We start from the raw sequence: 19,735 nt of genomic DNA on the forward strand, positions 1-19,735 counted from the left end.
TTTAGTATTTTTTGTATGTTAACGGAAGTGTTTAATTAATCATTTAAATTAAACACTTTATTCAACAACTAAAAAGCTATAAAAGCTATAAAGACAATGATTTAGTTGGCATGTATTTTGCTAAAAGAAAGTTAGAGGGAGGAAAAAGATGAAAAAAATTTTATTGGCATCACATGGCAAATTAGCTAGTGGTATTAGAAGTTCTATTAAAATTTTAACAGGTAAAGAGAAGAACCTTAGAGTTATTGATGCTTATGTTGATGATTCAGACTTTACAGGTCAAATTATTGATTTTATAGCTAGTATAGGTGCAAATGATCAGGGATTTATTTTTACTGATATTTATGGAGGAAGTGTTAATCAAAAGGTTGTTTCAGAAGTTATAAATTCAGGCAAAAAAAACATTTATGTAATTACAGGAATGAACTTGCCAATTGTTTTATCAATATTATTAGCGACAGATAATGTTTCAATGCATAACTTACAAGAAATGATTAATGATAGTCAATTAAAAATAGTAGAGACTAAAGTAAATGAAAATAAAGAAGATGACTTTTTTAATTAGAAAAAATTATGATTAAGACAATTTTATTTGATTGGGATGGAACACTTTTAAATAGTAACGATTTGATTAATGAATCGAATATGTATGCACTCAATAAATACGGTGATCATACTTTTACTGTAGATGAAGTTAAACCCTTTAATGGAAGACACTTAATAGATGTATATCGTGAATTATATCCGGGATTAGAGGACAAAATATTATATGCATACAATACATATAGCGATTTACGGCATGACCAAAGTGTTCGATTATTTCCAGATGTTAAAGAAGTTTTACAGAAATTAAAAAATTTAGGATGTCATTTAGGAGTAGTTTCGATGAAACGTAAGTACATGGTTAATCATGGACTGAATTTATTTAATTTAGCTTCTGTATTTGACGTTGTAATTGGTGGTGATGAATGCAAAAGGAGAAAGCCTGATGCCGAACCAATATTAATTGCAATGCAAAAAATAAATGCGAATCCTAAAGAAACTTTGATGATTGGTGATAATTGGCAAGATATTGAATCTGCTAACAATGCTCATACACGCAGTGTATTTGTAACTTGGTCGCAAAAAAATTATGAACAGATTCGCCCGTATCAACCAACTTATTGTATTGATAGAATGTCAGATTTATTACAAATAGTAAGGGAGAAAAAGTAATAATGATAGTACAAGTTAGAGTAGATGATAGATTAATTCATGGACAGGTAGCACTTGTATGGAGTAGAGAATTGAATGCTTCCGCAATTTTAGTTGCTAATGATGGTGCAGCTGAAAATGATGTTGCTCAAATGACAATGAAAATGGCAATGCCTAGTGATAAAAAATTATTAATTCGTGGTATTAAAGATTCTATTAGCGTTTTAAATGATCCACGAGGAAAAAATATGAGAATTTTTGTAGTGACTAATTGTGTTAAAGATGCTTATGAAATTGCGAAAAATGTTGATCAAGTGGAGCAAGTCAATGTAGCAAATGCGGGAAGATTTGATCAAACTGATAAATCAAAGATTGTCAGATTTAATTCTGCAATAGCACTTAATCCTGATGAAATTACTAAGTTAAAGGAATTAGATAAATTGTCTGATGTTGAGACATTTTCGCAAGGATTACCCACTTCTGAAAAGCTAACAATTCCACAACTAATTAATGGTAAAGCTTAATTTTTAAGGAAGAGAGGAGAAAATAATGTTAAAAGCAGCATTAATTGCTATGTTAGTTATGCTTCTTTGTTATGCAGGAAGCTATTTAACAGGCAATAGTTATATTGACCGTCCAATTGTGATTGGCGCTGTGACAGGACTATTTTTAGGAAATTTAAAGCTTGGGTTAACAATTGGAGCTACCCTAGAAGCCGTATTTATGGGAGCATTGAATGTCGGTGGTGTAATTTCATCTGAGCCGGCTATTGCAACAGTATTAGCTGTAACTTTTGCGGTAACAACGAATATTAGTCAAAAGGCAGCAGTTACGCTAACTATACCAATAGGCGTTTTAGCAGCTTTTGTTTTATTGGCATTAAAAAATGGTGTCATGATTATTTTTGCACCTATTTTGGATAAATTTGCAGCAACTAATAATCAAAAGGGCCTAATTTTCATTCACTTTTTATCCTGGTTTATTTATTATGGAATTTATGCAGTAATGACTTTTATAGGCGTTTATGCAGGCTCTTCTGCAATAAGTTCACTGGTCAAATTTATTCCTCAAAATTTAATGGCAGGCTTGAATACTGCAGGTGGATTATTACCAGCTGTTGGATTTGCAACACTAATGAAAATATTATGGGCTAATAAACTGGCAGTGTTTTATTTATTAGGATTTGTATTAACGATTTATTTGAATTTACCAGCAGTGGCAATTGCATGTATCGGTATCGCAATAGTAGTTGTAATGGCATTCCGTGATAAAGATATTTTGGATCTAAAGAAGAAAAAATCTACTATGGCAACAAAAGTAAACAGTAATTTAGACCAAAAACAACAAGAAGAGGAGGACTTTTTCGCATGAAAATAACAGAAAATTTATCAAAAGAAGAAAAGAAAATGTTAAATTCGATGTCGCTACGTTCATTTGCAATGCATGCTGATCGAATGGGACCTTCAAAATTTCATGCCAGTGGGTTTACATTTTGTATGTTACCGGCAATTAACAGATTCTATAAGACAACGAAAGATAAAGAAGCAGCATTAACAAGGCATGTGCAATGGTACAATTGTACTCCTCATGCAGAAAACTTAATTTTAGGTATTGTTGCATCAATGGAAAAAGAAAAGAGCCTTCGAGGCGATGACTTTGATGATCAATCAATCACTGCCGTAAAAACTTCACTGATGGGACCATTATCTGGAATCGGAGATACTTTCTTTCAAGGAATTCTTAGAGTTATTGCAGCAAGTATTGGGATAGGTCTTTCAATGCAGGGCTCAATCATGGGACCAATTTTATTTCTACTTATTTATAATATACCAGCTGTTTTCTTGTCATTTTATTTAACGTATGTAGGATACAGCCTAGGCTCAACATTTATTCAGCGTGTATATGAGAGCGGTGGTATGCAAATTCTAACTAAGGCTGCAAGTACCTTGGGACTACTTATGATGGGCTGTATGACTGCAATGAATGTCAAGTTTAAAACTACAATTGCATTAAGTATTGGTAAAGGAAAGCCAATCGCTTTACAGGGATACTTAGATCAACTGTTTAAAGGCTTAGTTCCACTTTTGATTACAGTTGGATGTTTTTATCTTTTACGTAAAAGAGTTAATATTAATTGGGTTATGTTGGGAATATTTATATTGTCAATCGTTTTAGGATTAATTGGTGTAGTATAATGAACAAAAATACTAGTAATAAATTTGACTAAAAGGAGAAAAGTCGATGGCACGATTGCAAAAAATGGTTTTAAAACCAAAGGAGCAGCTTGTCACGCGGCTTTTTTTGTCACCCAAATTAAAGCAAAATTTGGCAGTTCTGTCATACAGTACTTATGACCTAGTTAATGTGATGAAGGATTTGGCTGAAAGCGATCCATTTGTATCGCTAAAGCAGCCGCAGAATAGTGAGCACAGTTTAGAATGGTTGCGAACGCCAAAAGGGGAAAATTTAGTTGACCATTTATTAATGCAGGTCGAGTTAAACAATTGGCGCAGTAAGGAAAAGCAAGTAGTTAAATTATTAATTTACAATTTAGACCAGGATGGATATTTACGAGTTGACCTGACTGAGCTTGCTACGCAAACGGAGTTTCTGGTTGCGGAATTAATTCACGCTCGCGATTTGTTACAAGAGCTTGATCCATGTGGTATTGGTGCAGGTGACTTAGCGGAATGCTTACTATTGCAGGCAAAAAAACAGCCTGATTTTAATCCGATTGCCATAGAATTGTTAACCAATAAGCAATTGTTGCTATTAGCAGATAAACAAAAATGGTCAGATAGTAGTTATTCACAGAAGCAACTGCAACAGGCATTAAGCAGTATTCAAACCTTAAATCCACTGCCGGCGAGTCAGTTTATTAATAACACCAATACGCAATATCTAATTCCTGACCTAATTTACCGGGTAAATGATGGTCGTCTAACAATTGAGAGCTTTCAAAATCAAATCCCTGAAATTTTATTTGACGAGCGTAGTTTTTCTAAGTTAAGGAAGCAGTCTGAGCAAAAACAGTATTTTTCTGAACAAAAACAACGTTATGTTGAATTAAAGAATGCCATTATGCATCGCCACCAGACATTAATGCGATTAGGAAAATTTGTTGGTGAGCAGCAGTATGCTTTTTTGACTACTCTTGAAAAAGAGCAACTGCGACCGCTGGGGTTAAAAGAAGCAGCTCGTGAGTTGAATTTAGCCCCCAGCACTATCAGTCGTGCAATTAAAGATAAGTACATTCAATGCCAAAATAAAATTTTTAGTTTGAAGCTGCTGTTTCCGCGAGCAGTTACAGCGGACTTATCGCAGGCGAAGATTGAGTACGACTTAATGCAACTCATTAAGAATGAGGATCATGCTAATCCCTTGAGCGATCAGCAGTTAGTCGAGCTATTTGCGGCCAAAGGAATTAATCTAAGTCGGCGAGTGATTACGAAGTATCGTCAAAAATTAAATATTGCTAACAGTTATCAACGCAAAACAAAATAACAGCAATCCGAGTATTTTCGGATTGCTGTTATTTGTTGATTGTTAAATTTTATGGTAAATCATTGCCAGCTGCTAAATAAATATCGTACCACTCTTGTGCGGTTAAGCTAATGTTGGCTCCCTTAGCACTATCGATGATATGTTCTGGATTCATTGTGCCGATAACCACTTGAATTTTAGCAGGATGGCGCAGAATCCATGCCGCCGCAATAGCATTCTTGGAAACACCCTTTTGGTCGGCTAATTTTTGCAAAGCCGCGTTTACTTCAGGAAACTTAGGATTGTTGATAAAGTTACCTTCGATTTGTCCATATTGAAATGGTGACCATGCCTGAACGGTCATGTTGTGCAAGCGTGAATAATCAAGTACGCCGCGATCATGGTCAATGCTGCGCGCATCAGTCATATTCGTATGGATACCAAAGTCAATTGGTCCAGTGTGCATCACGCTGAATTGCAGTTGGTTAATCAGTAGCTTTTGGCTGATACCTTGTTGTAATAGTGCAACTTGCATTGGGTTAAAGTTAGAAACACCGAAGTGGCGCACTTTTCCTGCAGTTTGTAATTCGTCAAACGCAGCACCAATTTCTGCTGGATCCATTAAGGCATCGGGTCGATGCAACAAGAGACTATCAAGGTAATCAATTCTCATTCTGGTTAAAATGCCATCAACGGCCTCAATAATATGCTTTTTTGAAAAATCATAACGGGTAGTTTTGTAATCCAGCTCCGGATTTTCGTAAATACCAGTTTTAGATTGAATGTAAAAATCATCGCGGGTTAGTGACGATTGCTTAAATGCCTTGCCAAAAACTTCTTCGGACCTGCCATGACCGTAAATATCGGCCGAGTCAATATAATTAATCCCGGCGTCATGCGCAGTGTCTAAAGCAGCTATGGCCTCATCAGTTGTGAGTGCATTCATCCGCATAATACCTAAAGCAATGGCCGAGCCAGTAAAGTTTGTTTGGCCAATTTTAATTTGTTTCATAAGAGTACCTCCATCCGATTAGTATAAGTCTTTTTAGACTGAAAAATAAAATAAGTGGATGGTATTTGGTAATAAACGTAAAGGGAAACATTTTTGTTAATTTTGCACCTTATATTGCACTAAACAAGAACTTTATACTAAAAAAATATCAAAAAATCAAAGTAACACGAATTATTTAATAAAATTATATTGAAATTTTACATTTACAAGTTTACAATTAGCACGAATTATCAATTGGTGACTTATGAGTGGTTAATAATTAACTAAATATTTGCTAATTTGTGGGGTAAAAAAGTGTATAAGAAAAAAGGATTTATTTTTGCAATTGTGGGAACAGCCTGGCTGTTTGATGCAATGGACGTTGGCTTATTATCGTTTATTATGCCGATTGTACATAAAGAATGGGCATTAACTAATTCACAAACAGGATTAATTAGTTCAATTAGTACGATTGGAATGATTTGTGGTGGCTTTTTCTTCGGTTATTTAGCTGATCGAATTGGTCGTAAAGATACATTAATGTTGTCGCTATTAACATTTTCAATTGGTAACTTTGTTTTGGCGTTTGCTCAAGGCTTTGATTCATTTTTAATAATTCGCTTCTTTGTTGGCATGGGTCTTGGTGGTGAGCTACCAGTTGCAGCGACCTATGTTTCTGACTTATATAGTGGTACTAAAAGATCACGAATGTTAATTTTGGCTGATAGCTTTTGGGCTTTAGGCTGGTTAGTTGCGTCATTTTTATCGTTTGCATTGAATGGTGTTTTATCTTGGCGTGGTTTACTAATCGTAACGGCAATTAGTGCATTTTTTGCAATTGTTGTGCGTAAGCAAGTACCAGAAATTAAGCAGCCAGCTAAAAAAGAACGTCATTTTGCCATTGGCAAATTTTTAAACTTTAAAACAATGATGTTGTGGTTGGCTTGGTTTATGGTCATGTTCAGCTATTACGGAATGTTTATGTGGCTACCAGGAATCATGACAAGTAAAGGTAACAGTGTGGTAGATAGTTTTGGTTATTCAGTAATTATTATCGTTGCGCAATTACCCGGATACTTTACTGCTGCTTGGCTTACTAAAAAAATAAATCTACGTTATATTTTTGCAATTTATATGATTGGAACAGCAATTGGTGCCGTTTTATTTGGTCAGGCACAAACTCCAGTTGCAACGGTAATTTGCGGCTGCATTTTATCTTTCTTTAATTTAGGTGCTTATGGGACGATTATTGCTATTACACCGAGCATTTATGAACCTGCAATTAGAGGAACAATGACAGGATTAGCTGAAGGAATTGGTCGAATTGGCGCAGTAATCGGGCCACTACTGGTAGGAGTATTAATTGACCAAAAGATTGGAATTAACGTAATTTTTGTTATTTTCATGGTTTCGTTAATTATTGGAGCTGCAGCAATGCTGTTAATACCGACTGTTAAGAAGCAAGCATCAATTAATGAGGATTAATAATGAATAATCTATTATTACGGCAGAAACTAATTAGCTTTTTAGAGGAAGATCTTGAAAAAGGTGATTATAGCAGTCAATTTTTAACTGGAAAAAAGATCAGTGGTCATTTTGTCGCCAAACAAGATGGCGTTATCTGCGGGCAACAAGTACCACAGATTGCTTATGATCTATTAGGTCAGGCTAACTATCATCCGTTAGTAACTGATGGTACTTTTGTCAAAAAAGGAATGCAAATTGGTGAAGTGACAGGTGATGCGGCAGTTATTTTGAGTGCTGAACGAGTGGTATTAAATCTTATTCAAAGAATGAGTGGTATTGCGACTGTTGTTAAAAAAGCTATTCAACTTTTAGATGACGATTCGATTAGAATTACGGACACGCGTAAGACTGCACCAGGATTGCGGATGTTTGATAAATATGCTGTTAGAATTGGCGGGGGAGTTAATCATCGCTTTGGCTTGACTGGTGGTGCCATGCTTAAGGATAATCATGTTGCGCTAATGGGCGGAGTCCAAAAGGCAATTACTGCATTAAAGGCTGTCCAAGGACCGTTGACTCCAATTGAAGTTGAGGTTGAATCAATATCAGAGTTAAAGGAGGCAATTGCAGCTAAGCCAACAACAATTATGTTTGATAACCAAACGCCAGCTACAATTAAGAAATGGGTTCAATTGGTTCCTAATGAGATCGTTACTGAAATTTCTGGAGGTGTTAATTTGACCAATTTGGCTAGTTATCGTGGTTGTGGTACTGATTATATTTCAATGGGATGTTTGACTAATGATGTAACTCCTATTGATATTAGCTTTTTAGTACAAGGTGTCTATAAGTCAGGTGCAATTAAGTAGTCTTCTCAACTTTTCTGGATAATGGTAAAATGAATTCTGATTACCAGCCTTTAATTATAAGAAAGGGAACACAATTTATGAATACTAAGGAAGATTATATTAAGCAGCTAGACTTGGAACCACACGCTGAAGGTGGCTGGTTTAAAGACATTTCTCATAGTCCGGACAAGTATTTTGCTCCGGAAAGTAACGGCGAACGATATCGCTACACCTCAATTGAGTTTTTACTTGATGCCAGTAGTCCATCACATTTACACAAGTTAAACCATGATGAAATCTGGTTTTATCATGATGGTCAGCCAATTACAATCCATTGTATTAGTGAAACTGGTAAATACTGGACGGTAAAATTGGGCAAGGACATTAAGAATGGCGAGGTTTTGCAATACAGTGTGCCGCAGAATACGATTTTTGGTGCTGAGGTAGAAGGCGGCGAAGGCTTTTGCCTTGTAAGCTGCGTAGTAGCGCCAGGATTTGATTATCATGACTTCATTTTATATCGTCGACAAGAATTATTAACCAAGTATCCTAAATTAACTGATGTCATTACACGAATGACAGTTGCAGAAAAATAATAGGCAAAAGAGTACTTCTGAAAGCAGGAGTGCTCTTTTACTTTGTGGAAAAATCTAGCTATAAATTTTATGAACAGGAAATGCACACAGCTTGTGCAAAAAAATATGGTCGAGTTAAAAATGTGTTAATTAAGGTAAAACTGACAATAAAAATAAAGTTATTAACAGAAAAGGTGGATAATATTTTAAAAAGGTGCAATACTATTTGCAAATTGTGGATAATTGCAATCACATGTTTAATTATTTTAATTAATTTTTCAAAATAATTTTATTTTTGTAAAAATCAGCTTATAATGTAGTCTATATTAACAATCTTATCAACAGAAAGGAAAACTAGTTATGAACAAAATAGGTATTATTGGTGATGGACATGTAGGCTGTACTGTGGCACATCAGTTGATTGTTTCTGGATTAGTAGACGATTTGGTATTGATCGATGAAAACGAGGGCAAAGTTAAGGCAGATGCACTTGACTTTGAGGATGCAATGGCCAACTTGCACTATCATGCAAATATTACGGTTAATGATTATGCGGCTCTTGGGGATGCAGACATTATCATTAGTGCGATGGGCAATATTAAGTTGTCCGCAAAAGATCGTTTTGGTGAGTTACGTTATAATAAGCCGCGCATGGCTGCAGTCACTGATGGCATTAAGAAGAGCGGGTTCAATGGGATTATTATTTGTATTTCGAACCCCGTTGACGTAATTACAGGTTTGTATCAAGAATTGACGGGCCTGCCGAAGAATCATGTCTTTGGAACAGGAACTCTGCTTGATACCGCACGGATGAAGCGTGCTGTTGGTAAGAAGACGGGCGTTGATCCTCGTTCAGTTATTGGCTTTACACTTGGCGAACACGGTGACTCGCAATTTACTGCTTGGTCAACCGTTAAAGTTTTGGAAAAGCCATTCATTGAAACTGCTAAGAAAAATTCTTGGAGTTTGGCTGAGATGAATGAGGAAATTAAGCAAGGAGGTTACACAGTTTATGCAGGTAAGCAATACACTAACTTTGGTATTGCGGCAGCCGCTGTGCGCTTAGTTGAAGCTGTCTTGAGTGATTCACGTACAGAAATGCCGGTATCCAATTACCAAGAAGAATACGGAACATACATGTCTTATCCTGCAGTAGTTGGCAGGGATGGTATCGTGCAAAAGGTTGAATTGAATCTGACTGATGAGGAAAAGAAACAACTGCAGCAAACTGCCAAAACCATTAAGGAAAAGGCAAAGAAAGAAATTTAGTGAGATAGGTAATAAAAAATCAGTGAGCTTTTATCAGTTCACTGATTTTTTTGTGTAAAATTTTAAAGAATTATTGAGTATTTTGAAGCTCACATAAAATCGCTTGCTATTTTGGCTGCAACCAGATTTATGCCTTATAACTTGGGGTATTTTCTGGTTCGGCAAGTATTAGTTGCGTAAATGTTAGTTGCTTTTTACCGTAATGATTAAAATAGTTGCTTGCTTATTTAAACTATTATGACAAACTAAATGAGTAACAATTTAGGAGGATAAAAGATGATTAAATTTGCAGAACAATTAAAAACTTATCGTAAAAGTAATGCTCTGTCTCAGGATGAACTTGCAGCTAAATTACTTATTAGTAGACAAGCTGTTTCTAAATGGGAATCTGGTGATTCAACACCTGATTTGGATAATGTAGTTAAGTTAGCAGAAATTTTTAATGTTAGTCTAGATGATTTGGTATTAGGTATAAAGACCGATTCGAAAATAGATGAAACGCAGTTTGTCTTTAATCCACAAAAAAATAAATATGTTCGGCGTTATGGCACGATGAATTTTTGGGATTTCTTAAGTCATTTTTGGTGGTTGTTTATCATATTTTTAATTGCATTATTTTTCATAGCTATAGTTATAAAATAAGAAATTAGTTTAGAAAGAAAATATATGCTAATAGTTGATAAACTGAATGTCTTTATCGGGCACGACAAAATTGTTAATCAGGTTAGTTTTAATATTAAGTCTGGAGAAGTTGTTGGTTTAATTGGTCCGAATGGAGCTGGTAAAACAACGATAATGAAAACTATTCTGGGGCTAACAAAATTTACCGGTGAAGTTAAAGTAAATAATAAAAAAGTTACTGAAACTAATCATCATGCATTGGCAAATGTAGGTGCACTGATAGAGCATCCAGCAATCTATCCCTTTTTAACTGGTAGGCAGAACCTAGAGTTATACAGTCAGCAGTCATCAGACATGGATTACTTGATTGCGGCGCTTGAAATGAACAATTACATTGATACAAAAGCTTCAGGATACTCTTTAGGAATGAAACAAAAATTGGGCATAGCAATTGCTTTTTTAAATACGCCACAATTAATTATTCTTGATGAACCAATGAATGGCCTTGATATTGAGTCGACAATTAAAGTTCGGCAACTTATTGATTGTTATGCAAAAAATGGGACAGCATTTTTAATTTCCAGTCATATTTTAAGTGAATTACAAAAAGTGATGACTAGAGCAATTTTAATTAATGATGGCCAAATTATTATGAACCAAGAAGTAACAAAATTTAATCATCTTATCCAGCAAGATTATAAAGTGATGACTGAAAATAATTCTCTTGCAGAAGCTGTACTTGAAACTAAAAAGATTAATTTTGCTAGACAAGATAATTATTTGCTAGTAAAACCACAAAATCTTTATCAAATTCAAGATGAGCTTTTAAAGCAAAATATCCACTTACGAGAAATGTCGCCAGTAACAGCTGATTTTGAACAAATTGTAGTTAATATTTTAGCTAACCAAAGGGAACAGCATGATTAGAAGCTTAAAAGAAGAAATTTATAAATTTATTCATCAAAAAACCTCACTGTATGGCCTAGTTGCTTTAGTATTGCTGATGATTTATAGTGCGCTAACTTCTAAGACTAATGCTGATAGTTTAATATCAATTTTTGGCGCAATTGAATGGATACCAATTATTTTGATTGCAATTGGTTCAGCATTTTTTGCAATGGAATACAGCAATAATACGATTTTGCTATTGTTATATAAAAATTCTGAAAGATCAGAAATTTATATTGCAAAATTTTTGACCATTTTACTGTATGGCATAGTATTGACTGCTACTGCAATAATTACTGCTTTTTTACTAAGTATAGTTTTACAGAGTAGACAATATAATTTGTTTACAGTGATTGCTGGGAAAACAATCTTAATTCAACTTGGCTTAAATATCTTAGGGATGATAATTTACTCGCTTTTTGCTGTGGCCATGTCCTTTATGTTAATTATGTTGATAAGAGTTAATGCTGTAGTTATATGTATCGGGCTAGCCTGGGGCTTTTTTGGTGCTAGCTTGTCAACAGCTTTAATGAAGACTTTTCCAACAATTAGTAACATTTTAAAGTGGAATCCGTTAAATATGGTTTTTATTTCTCAACAATTATCGAAGCCCTATTATTATAGAGTTTCTCAGTTAAGTAATTCGCAGTTGATCATGGGAACGCTTTTTTATAGCTTGTTTTTTGCAATTCTCGGTTACTTGTTATTTAGACAGCGAAGAGTGTAGTTTTTGTGAAATGAGATAAAAATGATTATTAATATTAAACAAGAGTTTTATAAACAACGACATAAAAGAATTATATGGTTTATACCTGTAATTCTTTTAATATTAATGATAATGGCTTTATGTACTTTAGGATATGGAGAGTCGAAACGCTTATTGATGACCTGTTATGATGCGCCAGACTGGATAATGTTTATTTTAGTAATTATTGGGTCAACGATGTTTTCGATGGAATTCCAAAATAATGCAATTTTGACAATATTGTATAAAGCTTCTAAAAAATTAGACGTTTACCTATCTAAATATATTGTAGTTATTATCTATGATTGCTTTTTACATGTATTAGCAATTATTTTTACCATTGGGTTGAAGTCGATAACTATGGGTACCACAATAACTTGGACTACTATTTATGAATATCATCAACCAATTTGGCTAAATATGCTTAATACAATGTTAATCGATTTGTTAACAACGATGCTGATTATCAGCTTAGTATTTTTGTTATCTTGCTTGATTACTAGTAATGCAATTGTGATTACAACTAGTTTTTTGGTTATCTTTTTAGGACAAGCAGTTTCAGCAAATTTATTAAATTTGGGCAAGTTCGTTAACGTGCTTAAATGGAATCCACTGAATATGGTTAGCCTAACTAGGCAATACTATAACTTTGCAATGTATTATTCGACAACTCATCTTGAAAATGTACAAATTATATTAGGGACGTTGGGATACTTACTAATATTTTTTATTCTTGGTTATATGATTTTTAGGAAAAGGAAGTTTTACTAGGCCATATTTTTAATCAGTCGAAATAATAAAGTTTTTAACTAATATTCGGTTAATTAGTTTAGTTTTAATAATAGTTTGCTAAAAAGGTGGTAGTAAGAAATTACCGCCTTTTTGTTTTGTCCTCGTTAATGATAAAACAGAAACATTAAATCATATTTTTGGTAAATAATTAACTATTTAAGCAGTAAAAGCGAATATTCACTTTAAAAAGTAACTTACTTTTAATAAATTACGAATTTTTATTAAGAAAAGATAGTTGTGCTGAAGCGTAATTTATCTTAAAATTAGGGAGAAAAACAAACAGTTAATACAAGATATAGTGGTGCGAACGTATGGATGATAACAAATTCGTTGAAGTAAAAAATCTCAGGAAAGTCTACGACAATGGGCATGAGGCCATTAAGGACGTTAGCTTTTCTGTTAAAAAGGGGGATCTGGTTTGTCTTTTGGGGCCATCTGGCTGTGGTAAAACAACTATTTTGAATATATTAGCAGGCTTACTTAGTCCAACTGCTGGTGATATTTTATTTGGTGGCAAATCGGTAGTGAAGATTGCGCCTAAAGACCGACACATTGGCTATGTTTTTCAAAACTATGCCTTATATCCGCACATGACGGTTCTGCAAAATGTTATGTTTCCGCTAGTAGTTGGCAAACAAAAGAAGTCAAAGACGGAAGCAGAGCAAATTGCGCGCAAGTACATGGAACTGACACAGATTACAGATTTAGCCGAAGAAAAGCCGGGTAACTTATCGGGTGGTCAGCAGCAGCGGGTGGCAATTGCTCGGGCATTGGTTCAGGAGCCGCAGATTTTATTAATGGATGAGCCGCTATCTAACCTTGATGCTCGTTTGCGCTTGAAAATCCGTGAAGAAATTCGTTCATTGGTTAAGTCGGTAGGGATTACAACACTATTTGTTACTCACGATCAAGAAGAAGCTTTGTCAATCGGTGACAAGATTATTCTTTTCAATGATGGTGTTATTCAGCAGGATGATCTGGGACAGAACTTTTATTTGGAACCAAATAATTACTTTGTTGCTAACTTTGTCGGTAATCCTGTAATTGATAATTTTAAGGTTACTAAGACTGCTGATGAACTTCAGGGTAGTGATTTTACAATTAAATTGGCAGAGCTGGAGCAATCACGATTTAAGCGTAACTTGCCGGATGGTGAATATACACTGTCGGTGCGGCCAGAAAATATTGTCCCGCAAGAAGATGGTGTCTTGACAACACAGATTGATGATGTTGAGTTAATTGGCCGTGAACGAATTTTGAAGTTTACTCATGATGATGTTCAGGCTCGGTCATTGGTGAACTTGGAATCGACATTAAGGCGTGGTGACCAGATCAAATTGGCACTGCGACTTGACCGCATCTTTCTCTTTACACTCGAAGGAGAGCGCGTGTACTAATGAAGACAAATCAAAAAAAGGCGTGGTTGTTCTTAGCGCCGACAATTATTTTTGTTACATTATTTAGCATTTATCCTATCTTGCGTGCCTTTGGTATGAGCTTGCAAAAGGGGTCGTTAATTGACTTAACATGGGCTGGCTTCAGCAATTATCAGTATATCTTTCATGATCCTGAATTTTGGCTGGCTATTAAAAATACCATCTTGTACGCTGTTATTTCAGTACCGGTCGGCCTAGCAATTTCGATTATGCTAGCGTGGATTATTTTTAGCAAAGTTAAGCACAAGACTTTCTTTGAAACGACGTTCTTTATGCCGTATGTAACTTCAACAATCGCGATTGGGATTGTCTTTCGCTATATTTTTAACGGGGACTACGGAATGCTGAACTTTATTTTGCGCTGCTTGCACCTGCCAGCACCGGACTGGATTGATGATCCGGCAATGTCTTTGATTACGATTATTATCTTTGGTATTTGGTCGGGATTAGCCTTTAACATCGTTATTTTGATGGGAGCATTGCGCAATATTGATCCGAACTTTTACACAATTGCCGATATGTATGGTGCGAGCGGCAAAGACAAGTTCTGGCGGATTACGATGCCCGAATTAGTGCCGACGATTGCCTTTTTGTTAACGATGAACATTATTGGTGCCTTTAAAATTTATACTTCGGTTTATGCCTTATTCAATGGGCAAGCTGGGGTCGGTAATTCCGGGACAACCGCGGTTTTCTATATTTATAACAAATTCCAGATTGTTGGTACGCCGGGTGTAGCGATGGCGGCAACAGTTGTCTTATTTTTAATTATTTTGTTTGCGACATTCTTGCAGCGCAAAATGATGAAGAAGATAGGAGAAAATTAGATGAAAAAACTGCGTTTAGGTGTGTTGTTCAGTTATATTATTTTATTTATCTTCGCAATTATTACGGTTTTTCCGTTCATTTACATGCTATTGGGTGGACTAATGAGCTTTCAAGAAACGACGTCAATCCCACCGACGCTCATTCCGCATCACTTTGAATGGAGTAATTATGCAAAGGTCTTTGCTCGGGCTCCTTTTGCTCGGTACTTTTTCAATACAGTGCTGACCGCCAGTATTACAACGATTGTCAGCCTATTTAATTCACTGCTTGGTGCATTTGCGATGGTTAACCTGCACTTTAAGGGCAAGGGCATTGTGCAGATGGTGCTGCTCTCTTTATTAATGGTGCCGGGAGAAGCGATTATCTTTACCAATTACAACACGATTGCCCACATGGGTCTGCTCAATACTTATATTGGGTTAGTGTTGCCGTTTTTAACGTCAATTTTTTACATGTATTACCTGCAAAGTTACTTTGGCTCGATTTCAGAGACAATTTATAAGGCAGCCATGATTGATGGGGCCAGTGATTGGGAATACATTTGGAAAATCTTGGTTCCAATGTCCAAAGGTGGCCTATTTACTGTGGGCCTGCTTAGCTTTATTTCAGGGTGGAATTCATTTCTGTGGCCACTCTTAGTAACTAATGAAGATACGATGCGGCTATTGAACAATGGTTTATCAACTTTTGCATCCGATGCCGGGAGTGAAACTCAACTGCAATTAGCTGCGGCAACGCTGACGGTGTTACCAATTTTGATTTTGTACTTTATTTTTAGAAAACAGATTATCCAAGGAGTGGTACGTAATGACCTTAAAGGATAAGACAACAATTACTTTTTATAATGGTTTGACAACAATTGGCGGACCAATGATTGAGGTTGCTTATAACAAGTCACATGTGCTGTTTGACTTAGGGGAAGTTTTTCGGCCAGAGTTAAACTTGCCCGATGAAAGTTACGCAACTTTAATTAAAAATCAGTTAATTGGGGATGTGCCAGACTTTTATGATCCACAACTGACCGGCAAGGCGATTAATCATGAGCGTTGGGAGCATGCGGCTGCGTACATGTCGCACTTGCATCTTGACCACAGCAAGGCAATGAACTTTTTGGCACCAGAGGTACCACTTTATGCTGGGCCAATTACTGCTAAAATGCTGCCAGCATTAAATAAATTGGGCGATTTTCTGCTGCCATCCGCAGGGCATGCAGCTAATTATACGCGGCCGATTATTGCGGCAGAATATCGGCAGCCAATCAAGGTTGGCGACATTACCCTTGAAGTGTGGCCGAGTGATCATGATGCCTATGGGGCAACTGGCTTAATTGTGACAACTCCTGATAAGCAGATTGCTTATACTGGCGACATTCGCTTGCATGGCTATCATCCCGACTGGGTGCACCAATTTTTGGCAGCTGCCAAAGGCAGTGATGCGCTCATTATTGAAGGCACTGGAGTTTCTTGGCCTGAAGAACAGCATGATCAAAATAGTGAAGAATTCACCGGCCCGAAGAATGAGCGGGAATTGACGGAGCAGATTATCGCACTTCAACGGGAAAATCCAGAGCGCCAGATGACGTTTAATACTTATTCAACTAATGTTGAACGCTTGTTAAGAATTATCAGTGATTCGCCGCGGCAAGTCGTGTTGCATGCGTCACGGGCACACTTGCTCAAAGAGAGTTTGGGTAAGGATTATCCATATTACTACTTGCCACAGGATGAAAGGTTTGCTGACTTACGACCGGAACTGGCAATTCCTTACCAAGAATTGTTAGCAGATAAGGGCAAATACTTGTGGCAGGCAGTAACTGACTTTGACAAGTTGCAAGAAGGCGGCATTTATATTCATTCAAATGCAGAACCGTTAGGCGAGTTTGACCCTGCTTATCGGCCATTTGTTGAACAATTTGCGGCAAAGAAGATTGAGTTTAAGGCATTGCGCTGTTCTGGTCATGCGGATGTTAAAGAACTCAAAGAAATTATTGCCGAGGTTCAGCCAGCAATGCTAATTCCGGTGCACACATTGCATCCGGAGCTGGAAGAGAACCCATTTGGAAAGCGGATTTTACCTGAGCGTAATCAAACAGTTACGCTTTAGTGAATCAAAATTTATTGTTTAGTTTTATTTTGGGAGGTTTACCAAATGAAGTTTAGTAGAAAACTAGCAGCGGCTTTTGCCACCGGTTTGGTGTTAATGGGGACAGCTGCATGTTCTAATGGTAGCAATTCTTCTTCTTCGTCATCAAGTACGGACAAGATTCCGACAAAGATTACCAAGAAGACCAATATTGTTTTCTGGCACGGAATGACTGGTGTTCAGCAGGCAACATTGAAGAAGCTGACACAGGAATTTGAGCAAAAGAACCCGAAGATTACAGTTAAGTTGGAAAATCAAGGTGCGTACAATGATTTACAAGCTAAGATTAATTCAACATTGCAGTCGCCAAATAACTTACCAACAATCACGCAGGCTTATCCAGATTGGTTGTACACAGCTTCAAAGAATAAGCTGCTGGTTGACTTAAAGCCATACATAAATAACAAAAATATTGGCTGGGGTTTAAGCAGTGCTTCTGATATTAAGCCAGCATTGCTTTCAGGTGCACAAATAGGCGGCGTTCAATACGGTATTCCATTCAATAAGTCGATTGAAACTTTGACTTACAATGCCGATATGTTCAAGAAGTATGGGATTAAAAAGGCCCCAGCAACAATGGCGGAACTGAAGCAAGATGCCGAAACAATTTACACCAAGAGTAACCACAAGGTTGTTGGTGCTGGCTTTGACTCATTATCTAACTATTATGTTTTGGGGATGAAGAATGAGGGCGTTGACTTTTCAAGTAAAATTGATTTTGATGGTGCTACTTCTAAGAAAGTTATCAACTATTATGCCGATGGTATCAAGAAGGGCTACTTCAGAACTGCAGGGTCAGAACATTACCTTTCAGGACCATTTGCTAACCAAAAAGTAGCAATGTATATCGGAACTTCTGCTGGTGAAGGCTTTGTTAAGCAAGGTGTAGGCAACAGATTCACTTATGATGTTGCTCCTCGTCCTGGTAAGTACACAATGCAACAAGGGACAGATATTTACATGTTTAAGCATGCAAGTGCTGACCAAAAGGCTGCTGCCTTTCTCTTCATTAAGTTCTTGGTTTCAAAATCAAGTCAGCTTGAATGGGCTAATGCCACAGGTTATATTCCAGTTAACCAAAGTGTAGTTGACTCTAAGGCTTATAAGTCTAACAAGAAGATTAAGCTGCCAGCCAAATTGGAAAGTGCTATGAAGAACTTGTACAGTGTTCCCGTTATCAAGGATGCTGGTGCAGCTTATGGTCAGCTTAACCCAATCATGCAGAGTATCTACGCTGCTGCACAAAAGAAGCAGAATACAGACAGTACCATTAAGACTGGTAAGTCAAAATTTGACGCTGCATGGAAACAATAAAAACTAAACATTAATGTAATTATTTACAATAAAAGGACCTATTCCAATTACGGAATAGGTCCTTTTTGTGATGGGAAAATTACCATCGCGATTTAGAAATGTTAATTGCTTGGGCAATGTACTTACTGACAATCGCAATTTCATCTTTCTTAGTCGAATTAACTGAAGATAAAATACCGTATGACAATTTTTGCGGCGTAACTAATGGCGTATAACGTAAGTCTGAATCGCTCTTGTTATATAGAACACTAGGAACAATTCCGATGCCCATTTTGGCCCGTACATACGCAACTAAAATAGATGAATCCGTTTCTTCTTTGAAGCTAATGTCATAGTCGCTACTTTGTAGGCTGAATTTGAGACTTTCGACTGCGGGAAAATTATCGCTGCCATTCCACAGATAAATCTTGCGGCCAATCAGATCGCTGAATTTGATACTGTCTTTCAGGTAAAGCCGGTCACCTTGGGCGATTACTACGGAAAAACCTTTTTGAAATAGTTCAAGATAAACTGTTTCCTTTTTCTCACTAATAATATCTTTTTGAATAATTAATAAGTCGATGGTGTCATCGTTAATTAAGTTACTGAGATCAAGTTTTTGACCAGGGTCGACAAAGACGGGGACCAGATCCAATTGGGTGTGGGAGTTAACCAATCTAAGTGCAATGGGCAGCCACTTTTTTTCAAAAGGTAAGTCAGTGTAGCCCATTTTTATTTTGCGCCGCTTAGTATTATTGCCCTGCTGCAAATTGCGAATGGTATCGCTAATTTCTGCTGCGGTCAGTGACATTTGATTATAGAAGATTTTGCCTTTTTCTGTTAAAAAAATCTTGTGGTAGCCGCGTTCAAAGAGCTTAATCTGTAATTCTTTTTCGAGGTTTTTAATGTTTTTGGAAACTGTCGATTGTGATAGGTACATTTCGTTAGCTGACTTAGTAAAGTTGAGATTTTTTGCCAAAGACAAAAAACAACGTATTTGCGTAGAGTTCATTTAATACAATTCCATTTCATCATAGTGCTATTCATTATTTAGTTCATCATAGCGTTAACATCAGTGTATTATCAAGTCATATTCAAAAGTA

Annotated in this window: 21 protein-coding genes; 19 read left to right on the forward strand and 2 right to left on the reverse strand. The window is 36.3% G+C overall.

Annotated elements, in window-relative coordinates; genetic code table 11:
- Positions 1-148 precede the first annotated feature (148 nt).
- Genes PT287_RS05585 through rpoN form a run of 6 tightly spaced genes read left to right on the forward strand, consistent with a single transcriptional unit; the run spans position 149 to position 4,698 of the window.
- Entirely contained in the window at positions 149-565 is a 417-nt protein-coding gene (locus PT287_RS05585; protein ID WP_277133326.1) for a PTS sugar transporter subunit IIA, read from the forward strand.
- Between the two features lie 8 nt (positions 566-573).
- Positions 574-1,215 carry an HAD-IA family hydrolase gene (locus PT287_RS05590; RefSeq protein ID WP_277133328.1) on the forward strand — a complete coding sequence of 214 codons (642 nt, stop codon included), beginning with the start codon at positions 574-576 and terminating at the stop codon, positions 1,213-1,215.
- 2 nt (positions 1,216-1,217) lie between these two features.
- Positions 1,218-1,718, forward strand: coding sequence for a PTS sugar transporter subunit IIB (locus PT287_RS05595; protein WP_277133330.1), 501 nt, complete (start codon positions 1,218-1,220; stop codon positions 1,716-1,718).
- 25 nt (positions 1,719-1,743) lie between these two features.
- On the forward strand, positions 1,744-2,565 hold the full coding sequence (locus PT287_RS05600; protein WP_277133332.1) for a PTS sugar transporter subunit IIC: 822 nt from the start codon (positions 1,744-1,746) through the stop codon (positions 2,563-2,565).
- Entirely contained in the window at positions 2,562-3,389 is an 828-nt protein-coding gene (locus PT287_RS05605; protein ID WP_277133334.1) for a PTS system mannose/fructose/sorbose family transporter subunit IID, read from the forward strand. Before PT287_RS05600 ends, PT287_RS05605 begins: the two co-directional genes overlap by 4 nt.
- A 46-nt stretch (positions 3,390-3,435) precedes the next feature.
- A complete protein-coding gene (gene rpoN / locus PT287_RS05610; protein ID WP_277133336.1) occupies positions 3,436-4,698 on the forward strand; it encodes an RNA polymerase factor sigma-54 in 1,263 nt (420 codons plus the stop codon).
- Between the two features lie 49 nt (positions 4,699-4,747).
- Here rpoN and PT287_RS05615 read toward each other — a convergent pair whose 3' ends face one another.
- On the reverse strand, positions 4,748-5,689 hold the full coding sequence (locus PT287_RS05615; protein ID WP_277133338.1) for an aldo/keto reductase: 942 nt from the start codon (positions 5,687-5,689) through the stop codon (positions 4,748-4,750).
- A gap of 354 nt (positions 5,690-6,043) precedes the next feature.
- Here PT287_RS05615 and PT287_RS05620 point away from each other — a divergent pair, with 354 nt between their 5' ends.
- The 13 genes from PT287_RS05620 to PT287_RS05680 all read left to right on the forward strand — a co-directional run bounded on the left by PT287_RS05620 (position 6,044) and on the right by PT287_RS05680 (position 18,653).
- Positions 6,044-7,153, forward strand: a complete 1,110-nt coding sequence (locus tag PT287_RS05620; RefSeq protein WP_277133382.1) for an MFS transporter — start codon at positions 6,044-6,046, stop codon at positions 7,151-7,153.
- Between the two features lie 2 nt (positions 7,154-7,155).
- Positions 7,156-8,004: a carboxylating nicotinate-nucleotide diphosphorylase gene (nadC, locus tag PT287_RS05625; RefSeq protein ID WP_277133340.1), complete on the forward strand. Its 849-nt coding sequence runs from the start codon at positions 7,156-7,158 to the stop codon at positions 8,002-8,004.
- 77 nt (positions 8,005-8,081) lie between these two features.
- The gene (locus PT287_RS05630; RefSeq protein ID WP_277133342.1) at positions 8,082-8,579 is read left to right on the forward strand and encodes a cupin domain-containing protein; all 498 of its coding nucleotides are present in this window, start codon (positions 8,082-8,084) and stop codon (positions 8,577-8,579) included.
- Between the two features lie 339 nt (positions 8,580-8,918).
- Entirely contained in the window at positions 8,919-9,827 is a 909-nt protein-coding gene (locus PT287_RS05635) for an L-lactate dehydrogenase (RefSeq protein WP_277133345.1), read from the forward strand.
- A gap of 276 nt (positions 9,828-10,103) precedes the next feature.
- Positions 10,104-10,469 (forward strand): helix-turn-helix transcriptional regulator, encoded by a 366-nt coding sequence (locus PT287_RS05640; RefSeq protein WP_277133346.1) that lies wholly within the window; start codon positions 10,104-10,106, stop codon positions 10,467-10,469.
- A 24-nt stretch (positions 10,470-10,493) separates the two neighbouring features.
- Complete coding sequence (locus tag PT287_RS05645) at positions 10,494-11,375, forward strand: ATP-binding cassette domain-containing protein (RefSeq protein ID WP_277133347.1); 882 nt, start codon at positions 10,494-10,496, stop codon at positions 11,373-11,375.
- On the forward strand, positions 11,368-12,123 hold the full coding sequence (locus PT287_RS05650; protein ID WP_277133348.1) for an ABC transporter permease: 756 nt from the start codon (positions 11,368-11,370) through the stop codon (positions 12,121-12,123). Before PT287_RS05645 ends, PT287_RS05650 begins: the two co-directional genes overlap by 8 nt.
- Positions 12,124-12,144: 21 nt before the next feature.
- The gene (locus PT287_RS05655) at positions 12,145-12,912 is read left to right on the forward strand and encodes an ABC transporter permease (RefSeq protein ID WP_277133350.1); all 768 of its coding nucleotides are present in this window, start codon (positions 12,145-12,147) and stop codon (positions 12,910-12,912) included.
- A gap of 332 nt (positions 12,913-13,244) precedes the next feature.
- On the forward strand, positions 13,245-14,330 hold the full coding sequence (locus PT287_RS05660) for an ABC transporter ATP-binding protein (RefSeq protein ID WP_277133351.1): 1,086 nt from the start codon (positions 13,245-13,247) through the stop codon (positions 14,328-14,330).
- Entirely contained in the window at positions 14,330-15,196 is an 867-nt protein-coding gene (locus PT287_RS05665; protein ID WP_277133352.1) for a sugar ABC transporter permease, read from the forward strand. The genes PT287_RS05660 and PT287_RS05665 overlap by 1 nt, the downstream gene beginning before the upstream one ends.
- Positions 15,197-16,021, forward strand: a complete 825-nt coding sequence (locus PT287_RS05670; protein WP_277133353.1) for a carbohydrate ABC transporter permease — start codon at positions 15,197-15,199, stop codon at positions 16,019-16,021.
- Positions 16,005-17,300: an MBL fold metallo-hydrolase gene (locus tag PT287_RS05675; protein ID WP_277133354.1), complete on the forward strand. Its 1,296-nt coding sequence runs from the start codon at positions 16,005-16,007 to the stop codon at positions 17,298-17,300. Before PT287_RS05670 ends, PT287_RS05675 begins: the two co-directional genes overlap by 17 nt.
- Before the next feature lie 45 nt (positions 17,301-17,345).
- Positions 17,346-18,653 (forward strand): extracellular solute-binding protein, encoded by a 1,308-nt coding sequence (locus PT287_RS05680; RefSeq protein ID WP_277133355.1) that lies wholly within the window; start codon positions 17,346-17,348, stop codon positions 18,651-18,653.
- Between the two features lie 79 nt (positions 18,654-18,732).
- On the opposite strand, the gene PT287_RS05685 is transcribed toward PT287_RS05680, so the two are convergent.
- Positions 18,733-19,644: a LysR family transcriptional regulator gene (locus PT287_RS05685; RefSeq protein ID WP_277133356.1), complete on the reverse strand. Its 912-nt coding sequence runs from the start codon at positions 19,642-19,644 to the stop codon at positions 18,733-18,735.
- Positions 19,645-19,735: the final 91 nt, after the last annotated feature.

The sequence above is a fragment of the Lactobacillus sp. ESL0679 genome, assembly GCF_029433515.1.
Taxonomy (GTDB): Bacteria; Bacillota; Bacilli; order Lactobacillales; family Lactobacillaceae; genus Lactobacillus.